Below are 5,990 nucleotides of genomic sequence, written 5' to 3'. Positions count from 1 at the left end.
TACCTGACCGAAATGCCGGTATCGACCCGGATCATGGACCTGTTCAAATGGTATGAGCTCTACGGGTTCTGTTGCCAATGCGGGCACATCGGCGCAGTCGATAGAGAGATGCTTCTACGCAAATACGGAACGCATACTTGGTTTGTCGACCTACACAGGCGCATGCGCTGCAAGGTCTGCACGACAAAAGGCTATGCGCAATTTGGAATTACGAAAATGCCGAGGTGATAAATGGCGGGATACAAGAACGACAACGCACACGTAGCTAAGGCTGGAAAGCTGTTCGAACACTGGTGCGATGCCGAAGGCTGCAAGGAATGGGGAACCTTTGGCTATAAATTGTCGAACGGCCAGCTTTGGCTTTGTCGTGCTCACAAGCAGGAAGGTGAGGATGCATTAGCTGGACGGCATAGATAATGACGGCCCTTCCAACCGTCGGCGCCATCCGCCATCGCGAATGGTACTTATCCCGTTTCCAGTAAGGTGTGAAACAATTGGCGCAATTCGTTCCGATGCTCAAATCCAATGCCAGGCCGATCAGACATATTGATCCGGCCATCCGCCACAACGGTATCGTCCGCAAGTCCACAAAGCGGCTGAAAGCTGGTAAGGTTCACCTCTGCGCCTCCGAGGCCTAGCGCAGCCACTACGTGCTGACAAAATTGATGCCCCCCATGCGGCCAAAATGCCTTTCTCGACCATCCTTGCTTGACGTAATGGTCGACAATTTCGAGATAGACAGGCAGGCCGTAACAGTGAACTGGATCAAACACTAAAACGTCGTGATCGGGCCTTAAACCACCGTGACGCGCCAACAGTTTGGCCTCTGGGAGAGAGAATAATGCTTCGCCAGCAGCAACCGGCGGCGCATAAATTTCGGCAACATAAGATTGGGTTTCGAAGTCCAATGGATCGCAGATATCTTCGAACCACCACAATTCTTTTTTCGAGAGCGCGGTAGCGGCCTGCATTGCACTTTCGTGGCTATAGGCATTCATTGCGTCCACAGCCAAGTTGGAATTGCCATATGGCAGTTCTCTTGCAGCTACCTCAATCCGCCGCAAGTCTTCCGATATTTCACCTTTACCGATCTTGATTTTCGCATGCGTGAAGCCTCGGTCAACAATCTTGCGCATTTCGGTACGCAATGAAAAATTGTCTTCGATCGGATAAGGATATCCGCCGGCAGCATAACATTTAATTTGAGTTTCAGTATCTGAATCATTGCCTAATGTTTTGGCGAGAAGCCTAAACAGCGGAACGTCTTCGATTTTTGCCGCGGCATCCCATATTGCCATGTCTAGTGCTCCGACCGCAACGCAGCGCTCACCATGGCCGCCTGCCTTTTCGTCAGTCATCATAAGCTTCCAAGCGCGAAACGGATCGATATTATCGTTTGCGGTATTGGAGAGTTGATCAGTATTGGCTGCAAGCAAGCGAGGAGCAAACCGTTCTCTGATCAATCCTGATTGAGCGAACCGACCGACAGAACCGAAACCATATCCGACGATAGGGATGCCGTTACGTAATACGTCAGTCACGACAGCGACAATACTCGTCGTTAGCCGAGACTGATGAATGGTCCGATCCGCGAAACGGCTGAGGTCTATTGACCTTTCTCTGATATCAACAATTCGCATAGCAAGATCCTAAATTGATCAGCCACAACATGAGATGCGTTCCGGCCTAACCACCGCAGCTTCGCATCATAGTCAGATTGAAAGCAACCAACTGGACGGCGGGAATGAAAGCCACAGCCGGAATGACTTTCGCGTTCATTTCTGCGGCCCACTGCTGACGAAACTGCCCCTTCTATCAAGTGCCTTATCTCGACAAACAGATGCGACGCGCTATCTGCGACCCAAAACAGTGAGAGGATCGCTATGTCCAATCCGGAAGAAACTGAACCAACGGCGGATGGACTAAAAGAAGTTCTCCCATCGAAATCAGCAGCAATACACGAGTTGATCCGGCGAGATGGGGAAAAGGAGATAAATCGCGAAGCAATGGCGCTGCTTTGGTCGGCCATCGCGGGCGGTATCTCAATGAGCACGTCGATGATCGCCCGAGGCATTCTGGAGACTTATCTTCCAGACGGCAATCTATTCTTTCTGGTTAGCTCAGCAGGATATACCGTCGGGTTCATCATCGTTATCATCGCTAATCAGCAACTGTTTACTGAAAATACTATCACGCCGGTTCTGCCGTTCATGGCGGAGCCAACACTATCTCACTTTCTAAAGATGATAAGGCTCTGGGCAATCGTGCTCTTTGGCAATTTAGTTGGAGGTGCCATTGCAGCTTACGTTATGGCCTCCATGCCTATTTTTTCAGCTGAAGTAACGAAAACATTTGTCGATATGGGAAAACATCTCATGGCCAACACCAGCAATGAGTTGTTTAGCAAGGGCATAATGTCAGGTTGGCTTATAGCGACATTGGTCTGGATGCTGCATAGTACCAAGCAAGGGCACATAGCGCTTATATTCCTCATCACCTACCTAATTGCGATCGGTGATTTAACGCACATCGTCGTTGGCTCAATAGAGGTGATGTTCCTTCTTATTATTGGGGAGGTTTCACCATTTGACAGCTTCTTTAAATTCGGCCTTCCAACGTTGTTCGGAAATGTTGTTGGAGGGACCTTCATCTTCGGACTAATTTCACACGCTCAGGTGCGTGCGGACGAATGATAAGCTGGTGAGGTAGAGCGCATGTGCAATTTGTATAATATCACCACGACACATGAGGCCATGCGCCGTCTATTTCCGAAGTTCGGTGATGTGACAAACCGGGTTGATCCTCAACTTGACGTGTACCCCGACTATCCAGCCCCGGTATTGCGAAATATCAAAGGCGACGAACCAGAACTGGCAATGCTCCGATGGGGCATGCCGACGCCTCCTGGTAAACTGAAATCAGAAGTCGATATTGGCGTAACGAACGTACGAAATTTGAAATCTTCACACTGGCGGCCGTGGTTTGGTGTCGAACACCGGTGCGTCGTGCCAGCCTCGTCGTTTTCCGAATACGGTGTAATCCGTGATCCCAAAACTGGTAGACTACCCATTCACTGGTTCGCTCTTAATGAAGAGAAGCCGCTGTTCGCATTCGCTGGCATCTGGACGAAATGGAGGGGTGTACGAAAGAAAAAGGAAGGTCCGGTTGAGGCCGATATCTTTGCGTTCCTCACCACCGAGGCAAACGCAGTGGTGAAGCCAATTCATCCGAAGGCAATGCCGGTCATTCTCCGCACCACGGAAGAAATCGATACCTGGCTACGCGCTCCATGGACTGAAGCCAAGGACATGCAGAAGCCTCTGCCGGATGCTGATCTGATCGACCTCACACCGAGCAATGACAATAAAGAAGAGCAGGCACGTTTGTTTTAGACGCCACTACAACCTCGTAAATAATGCCCTACCTTCAGATGATAATGAGGGAGGTTGTCATGCCCAATCGGTCCAGAAAAATTTCCGGCCCCGCATGCGAGGGAAAGTATCCTGACCGTAACATTGATTGCCAGAATGCGATCGCTTTGCGCGTCGTTGACCTCATTGAAGATGCTGAAAAATCAGGATGGTCAGCTGTTGAGGCGGCCAGAGCTATCAATGACGTGTCTCGCGGATTATTCGTGGGATATAGCGGCAAAGATCGAAATGAATAGGCGACCGGTCCAATATGGTCTCCGCATATTCTGAGAAACTTTCTGCGCTTTTATGCATTAACCATTATCAAACGAATTAACGATGCAACGGCTTTTACTTTGGTTCAGCACTGGAGGGAGGCTAGCTATGCCGTTCTTTAATGAAGCGAGCCGTATATATACGCTTGAAGAAGTCAATTTCATGAGGCGCATCTATTCAGATGCAGCGACCAAACTGGAAGAACGTGAACTGGACTATGCAGCAATTGATCTGTCTAGCACAATAATCATGCTCTACGAGAGCGGCCTTCGTGACCTTGGCTACATTACTGAACTAGCTGTTCGATTGGCCCACCAAAAGTTTCAGTTCCGTCATCCATACGACAATTTCCCGGCTGCTAATTCCAACATGGAGGCAGCGAACGAAGATTAGATTGCGATGGGAACAAATCTGCTTCGACGCAGTTTCACGTAATACATCGATACCACCTCGCGTCAGGACAATTCTCTCACCACTAGAAGCGTCGCTGATGCAGCCCTGCCTAGCTCGTCCCTCGGCGGGGCATCTTTTCTCTGGGAGGGAAGATGGCTTGGGGAAAACCAGTAGATGTCGAACTCTATGGAATAGGAAAATACCGCGTTGTACCGGATACATCGACGGCCGCACGCTGTCTGCTGAACGATTGGCCTAAAGATGCCCACGGTAAGGAATACGAGGAAGCCCTGCAGGCCTGCCTCGCAGATTTGAAAGGTCTGCCAAACACAGCACGAAGGTCATTTGTCAAAGCCGCCAAGGCCGCTGGAATGACAATCCGATCCAACCAATGGAATTGAGATCGTTCAGGTATTTCCGAGACTCCCTGAACGGTAGCGCATGGCAAGGACATGCACCTCATTTGCCAAGCGCGGCCCCGACGCCTGCCGAAAGCGTCGGGGCTTTACTGTTTATGAGAAAGCGCGGAGACTTTGGTTCCTCCATCGCTTTCAGATCAACTGGCTTAGTATAACGCAAGTGCTGACACTACAGACTGCAGCGAATGCCAGAAACTTCGGCAATGACATGCGTTCGATCCATCGAACTGTCCACAAACGCGGCTCATCGACTGTCTTTTTGCTGTACATTCTCCCCTCCCTTTTTTTCGCGGGGACTTTTTATCGTACAGTCAAAAAATTGTCACCTATATCTTAGGTTTATATCAATGTCTCAGCAGACCAGTTCTTGGGCCTTTACAAGCGCGAAGTCCTGAATAAAATAATTTTGTCCAGGTATATGACCTTCCTTAGCCCCGCGCCATTGAGCGGCGGGGTTCTTTTTGGTCAAACCTTTTTATCCTGTGCCAGCGCGGCCAGCACTTGATCGAGACGCTTGTTCGTCTCCTTCAGACCCTCGCGAGTTTCGTCTCGCATTTCTTTCATGCCTTCCCGCAGTTGCTTTACATGGTCATCAAGATCGACGCGGCGAACGTACTCGTCTCTGACCCGGTTCACTCGATCATGCAACTGGTCGTCGCCGTCTTTCTGTGACTTTGATAGAGAGCGAAAGGCTGCGATCAGTGCGCCGCTGAAGAAGACAATCAGCGTGACGGCTGTGCCCATGAGCCATTTCAAGTCTTCAGACATTACCAGCAGCCCCGCGATTTCCCAAAAGCATTGTGAGAAGCGATCCCCTGCCCAGCTAGGATATCGTTCTGCGCGATATAAACTGCCGTTGACGGCTCAAGGCTTATCTGCTTCCACCCGGCGCAGTTGCTCGCATTCGTCGCGCAACCCGCCAAGCTCAAGGCAGAGAGCAACAGCATCCATACCGATAATCTTTTCATCGATGTTCGCCCTTTTCTGAATTGCCTTGGCCGTCGCTTCTGCCGCCGCCACTGCTGCCCGTTGACGCTCTTTGATGGTTCCTGCAGCGTATCCGCCCGCCAGAAGTAGAAACGCCGCCACGAGGGCAGCGAGCGAGTATTTCAGCCAGTTTGGGATGAGCGCTAAGATCATGCTTCATTCCTCACCCGCTGGATGAAAAAGTAGAGACCAACACCGACAAGAGCGACCATTGCGACCGCAAGCGCCCACTGCATCGGGCCGGAGCCGGAAGCCATCGCGGATACGCCGCTAATCAAGCCACCCAGAGGCCCCCAGCTTTCCGGCTTCTTCAACACCTCTTTCAGCGAAGTATCTGACTGCACGGCCTTTCCAGTCGGAATCTGCGGCACCGGAGACGGCACGGGCGCACCGTCACGCGAGAACGCCAGCGCACGCGACCGAACCCGTGATACACGAGATAACCAGCCCTTACCGAACTTTTTGAACGTGGTTAGTGTCTTCAACCACGCCGCCCGCTCATCGC

Annotated in this window: 9 protein-coding genes and 1 pseudogene; 6 read left to right on the top strand and 4 right to left on the bottom strand. The window is 51.0% G+C overall.

Translation table 11 applies throughout. The annotated features are described in order from the left end of the window. Window positions 1-228: hypothetical protein (locus tag HWX93_RS22915; RefSeq protein WP_210267253.1), on the top strand; the 228-nt coding region annotated here is incomplete at its 5' end. 236 nt (window positions 229-464) lie between these two features. On the opposite strand, the gene HWX93_RS22345 is transcribed toward HWX93_RS22915, so the two are convergent. Beyond that, window positions 465-1,640, bottom strand: a complete 1,176-nt coding sequence (locus HWX93_RS22345) for an enolase C-terminal domain-like protein (RefSeq protein ID WP_109988217.1) — start codon at window positions 1,638-1,640, stop codon at window positions 465-467. 243 nt (window positions 1,641-1,883) lie between these two features. Here HWX93_RS22345 and HWX93_RS22340 point away from each other — a divergent pair, with 243 nt between their 5' ends. The 5 genes from HWX93_RS22340 (at window position 1,884) to HWX93_RS22320 (ending at window position 4,480) form a co-directional block, all read left to right on the top strand. Beyond that, window positions 1,884-2,693 carry a formate/nitrite transporter family protein gene (locus tag HWX93_RS22340; RefSeq protein ID WP_109988218.1) on the top strand — a complete coding sequence of 270 codons (810 nt, stop codon included), beginning with the start codon at window positions 1,884-1,886 and terminating at the stop codon, window positions 2,691-2,693. Between the two features lie 21 nt (window positions 2,694-2,714). After that, a complete protein-coding gene (locus tag HWX93_RS22335) occupies window positions 2,715-3,392 on the top strand; it encodes an SOS response-associated peptidase (protein ID WP_109988219.1) in 678 nt (225 codons plus the stop codon). A gap of 59 nt (window positions 3,393-3,451) precedes the next feature. Next, complete coding sequence (locus tag HWX93_RS22330; protein WP_235969192.1) at window positions 3,452-3,667, top strand: hypothetical protein; 216 nt, start codon at window positions 3,452-3,454, stop codon at window positions 3,665-3,667. 127 nt (window positions 3,668-3,794) lie between these two features. Continuing rightward, window positions 3,795-4,079, top strand: a complete 285-nt coding sequence (locus HWX93_RS22325) for a hypothetical protein (RefSeq protein WP_109989918.1) — start codon at window positions 3,795-3,797, stop codon at window positions 4,077-4,079. Between the two features lie 152 nt (window positions 4,080-4,231). Beyond that, window positions 4,232-4,480 carry a DUF982 domain-containing protein gene (locus HWX93_RS22320; RefSeq protein ID WP_109989917.1) on the top strand — a complete coding sequence of 83 codons (249 nt, stop codon included), beginning with the start codon at window positions 4,232-4,234 and terminating at the stop codon, window positions 4,478-4,480. A gap of 483 nt (window positions 4,481-4,963) precedes the next feature. Here the strand turns inward: HWX93_RS22320 and HWX93_RS22315 are convergent, their stop codons facing one another. The 3 genes and pseudogenes from HWX93_RS22315 to HWX93_RS22305 form a co-directional block, all read right to left on the bottom strand. Continuing rightward, window positions 4,964-5,266 (bottom strand): hypothetical protein, encoded by a 303-nt coding sequence (locus HWX93_RS22315; RefSeq protein WP_176038767.1) that lies wholly within the window; start codon window positions 5,264-5,266, stop codon window positions 4,964-4,966. A 96-nt stretch (window positions 5,267-5,362) separates the two neighbouring features. Next, on the bottom strand, window positions 5,363-5,638 hold the full coding sequence (locus tag HWX93_RS22310; RefSeq protein ID WP_109989916.1) for a hypothetical protein: 276 nt from the start codon (window positions 5,636-5,638) through the stop codon (window positions 5,363-5,365). Then, window positions 5,635-5,990: pseudogene (locus tag HWX93_RS22305) on the bottom strand (glycoside hydrolase family 108 protein); the annotation flags it as partial. The pseudogene HWX93_RS22305 and the gene HWX93_RS22310, both read right to left, overlap by 4 nt.

Origin of the sequence: Brucella tritici (genome assembly GCF_902825325.1) — a bacterium.
Classification (GTDB): Bacteria; Pseudomonadota; Alphaproteobacteria; order Rhizobiales; family Rhizobiaceae; genus Brucella.
The sequence above is the reverse complement of the archived record's forward strand: the minus strand, read 5'-3'. Positions and strand labels throughout refer to the sequence as shown.

Bases quoted from the DNA above. Each gene is read 5' to 3' on its own strand.
- HWX93_RS22345 (WP_109988217.1), bottom strand. From the start codon at position 1,640: ATGCGAATTGTTGATATCAGAGAAAGGTCAATAGACCTCAGCCGTTTC.
- HWX93_RS22340 (WP_109988218.1), top strand. From the start codon at position 1,884: ATGTCCAATCCGGAAGAAACTGAACCAACGGCGGATGGACTAAAAGAA.
- HWX93_RS22335 (WP_109988219.1), top strand. From the start codon at position 2,715: ATGTGCAATTTGTATAATATCACCACGACACATGAGGCCATGCGCCGT.
- HWX93_RS22330 (WP_235969192.1), top strand. From the start codon at position 3,452: ATGCCCAATCGGTCCAGAAAAATTTCCGGCCCCGCATGCGAGGGAAAG.
- HWX93_RS22325 (WP_109989918.1), top strand. From the start codon at position 3,795: ATGCCGTTCTTTAATGAAGCGAGCCGTATATATACGCTTGAAGAAGTC.
- HWX93_RS22320 (WP_109989917.1), top strand. From the start codon at position 4,232: ATGGCTTGGGGAAAACCAGTAGATGTCGAACTCTATGGAATAGGAAAA.
- HWX93_RS22315 (WP_176038767.1), bottom strand. From the start codon at position 5,266: ATGTCTGAAGACTTGAAATGGCTCATGGGCACAGCCGTCACGCTGATT.
- HWX93_RS22310 (WP_109989916.1), bottom strand. From the start codon at position 5,638: ATGATCTTAGCGCTCATCCCAAACTGGCTGAAATACTCGCTCGCTGCC.